The 2,850-nt window shown below is 33.0% G+C and carries 4 protein-coding genes; all 4 read left to right on the top strand.

The features are described from left to right. Positions 1-76: 76 nt before the first annotated feature. Positions 77-508 (top strand): 3-hydroxyacyl-ACP dehydratase FabZ, encoded by a 432-nt coding sequence (gene fabZ, locus VJ881_01650; GenBank protein ID HKL74743.1) that lies wholly within the window; start codon positions 77-79, stop codon positions 506-508. Between the two features lie 73 nt (positions 509-581). After that, the gene (gene lpxA / locus VJ881_01655; GenBank protein HKL74744.1) at positions 582-1,358 is read left to right on the top strand and encodes an acyl-ACP--UDP-N-acetylglucosamine O-acyltransferase; all 777 of its coding nucleotides are present in this window, start codon (positions 582-584) and stop codon (positions 1,356-1,358) included. A 12-nt stretch (positions 1,359-1,370) separates the two neighbouring features. Then, entirely contained in the window at positions 1,371-2,201 is an 831-nt protein-coding gene (gene lpxI, locus VJ881_01660) for a UDP-2,3-diacylglucosamine diphosphatase LpxI (GenBank protein HKL74745.1), read from the top strand. Continuing rightward, on the top strand, positions 2,189-2,850 hold a 662-nt coding region (locus VJ881_01665), incomplete at its 3' end, for a lipid-A-disaccharide synthase (GenBank protein HKL74746.1). The genes lpxI and VJ881_01665, both read left to right, overlap by 13 nt.

Consider the following 2,850-nt stretch of genomic DNA (forward strand, 5'->3'; position numbering starts at 1 on the left):
CGTTCAGGCCACTCATTACATGTAGAATTAGCACAGGAAATTAGTAAAATTTTGAAAGAACAGGAGGATAAAAGAGATGTTTGATATAGATGAAATAAAAAATGTTTTACCTCATCGTTATCCACTTCTTTTAGTTGATAGAATTGAAGAACTTAAAGAAGGGGAAAGAGTTGTGGGAATAAAAAATGTAACTATAAATGAAGAATTTTTTCAGGGACATTATCCTGGACATCCAATTATGCCCGGAGTGCTTATTGTTGAGGCTATGGCCCAGGTTAGTGGTTTTTTGATGAAAAATACTGTTGATGACCCTGAAAATAAGATCCCTTATTTTGCAGGAATAGATAGGGCAAGATTCAGAAAAACTGTTAGGCCCGGTGATCAGTTAAGAATTGTAGGTGAGGTAATTAGACTTAGAAAATCAATTGCAAAATTAGATGCCAAAGCTTATGTTGAAGAAGAATTAGTTGCTGAGGCTGAATTATTATTTGCAATGCAGGAGAAGTAATATAAAATTAACAATACTTGAAAGGAGAAGGGTATTAGTGGGAGAAAGAAAGAAAAAATCGAAGATACTGCAAATGGCTGATGTTCATGAAACAGCTATTGTCAGTCCAAATGCAAAAATAGGAAAAAATGTAGAAATAGGTCCTTATACAATAATAGGTGATAATGTTGAAATTGGGGATGGAACAACTATTGGTCCTCATGTAGTTATTGAAGGTTGGACAATTGTTGGTAAAAATAATGAGATTTTTCATGGAGCTTCTATAGGTGAAGACCCTCAAAATATTCAGTATAATGGAGAAAAAACTCACCTTTTTATTGGTGATAACAATGTTATAAGAGAAAATGTAACAATCCATCGAGGTACTGAAGAAGGTGGAGGAGAAACTAGAATAGGAAGTAATAATTTCATTATGGCCTACTGTCATGTTGCTCATGATTGTCAGTTAGGCAATAATATTGTTATGACTAATTCAGCAACTTTAGGTGGTCATGTTACAATTGAAGATAATGCAGTAATAGCTGGTTTAACTACAATTCATCAGTATGTAAGAATAGGTAAAACAGTTATGGTAGGTGCTCATTCAAAAGTAGTAAAGGATATACCTCCTTATGTATTAGTTGATGGTAGTCCAGCAAGTGTTAATGGTATTAATGTTATTGGATTGCGTCGTAATGGTGTAAAACCCAAATTACGTAAAGAAATCAAAAGAGCCTATAAAATTTTATATCGTTCAGATTATAATTTAGATAAAGCAATAGAAACAATGGACCAGGAACTTGATGCCAGTGAAGAGATAGAACATTTTCTAAGATTTTTAAGAAATGCACAGCGAGGTATTTGTCGTTAATGGAGGGCTTTTATGTCAGATATTGCTTTAATAGCCGGTAAGGGAGAACTTCCTTATTACTGGGCTAAAAATTCTGCTAAAAATGGAATAAGACCATATATATTTAAAATAACTGGAGATAACTCTCTTTCTTTTGAGAAATTTGGAAAGGATATTTTTGAAGTTGAGTTAGGTAAGATAGCCGAATTATTTTCTTTACTCCATAAAAAAAATATTAAAAGAGTTGTTTTTGCCGGTAAAGTAGAGAAAAATAATATATATGATTTAAAAATGGATAATAGAATGAAAAAAATATTAAGTAATATAGAAAATTATAATGATGATACCATTTTACGAGCTATTGGAGCAGAGTTTGAAAAAGAAGGATTTGAAATAGTACCGCAAATTGAAGCAATGGCTGATCTATTAGTCAAACCTGGTAGCTTAAATGAAATTAAAACAGATAAAACACTTAATTCTGAAATGGAGTTTGCCTTTATCAATGCTCTGGAGATAGGCAAATTAGATATAGGGCAAACTGTTCTCACTAAAGATAAATCAGTAGTCGCTGTTGAAGCTATGGAAGGTACTGATAAAGCTATTTTAAGAACAGGTGAGATTGCTGGTAAAGGATCAGTTATGGCCAAAGTTGCTAAAGAAAATCAGGATTTGCGTTTTGATATTCCGACTGTTGGTTTAAAAACATTAGAAAATTTGAAAAAGATAAAGGCTAAAGCTTTAGTCATTGAAGCAAATAAAACATTTATTATAAATAGAGAAGAATTTTTAAAGGAAGCTACAAAAGCAGATATTGCTGTCCGAGCTTGCTTTTATGATTCAGGGGGGATTAAATGGGAAGAATAATGGTTGTCTGTGGAGAAACCTCAGGAGATATTCAGGCTGCTCGAGTTGTTAGGGAAATAAAAAAGATGAATTCCAATTTAGAATTTACAGCAATGGGCTCTGAGGCTTTAAAAGATGAAGGAGCAGAGATTTTGATTGATCCCCTTGATGTCAGCAGTATTGGGTTTATAGAATCACTTAAAAATTTAAAAGAACATCTGGCACATATCAGGCTTCTCAAAAAACATATGAGAGAAAATAGGCCTGATATTCTTTTTTTAGTTGATTATTCTGGATTTAATATGTTAATGGCCAGAGTTGGCAAAAAAATGGGAATACCAGTAGTTAATTATTTTCCTCCTACTGCCTGGATATGGGGAGAATGGAGGGCAAAATGGATGGCCAGATATGATGCTGTTATTGCTGCTACTCTGCCTATGGAAAGAGAAGTTTACAAAAGGGCAGGTGCAGAAGTAGAGTTTGTGGGACATCCTCTTTTAGATATAGTTGAAACTGAAAAATCAGCTAAAGAGATTTATAATGAATTTCAAATTAGCAAAAATCATAAAGTTATTACTCTTATGCCAGGAAGTAGAAAATCGGAAATTGATCGTCTTGCTCCGGTTCTTTTTGAAGTTGCTGAAAAATTGCAAAAAGACAATAAAAATTA

The organism is Halanaerobiales bacterium (genome assembly GCA_035270125.1).
Taxonomy (GTDB): domain Bacteria; phylum Bacillota; class Halanaerobiia; order Halanaerobiales; family DATFIM01; genus DATFIM01.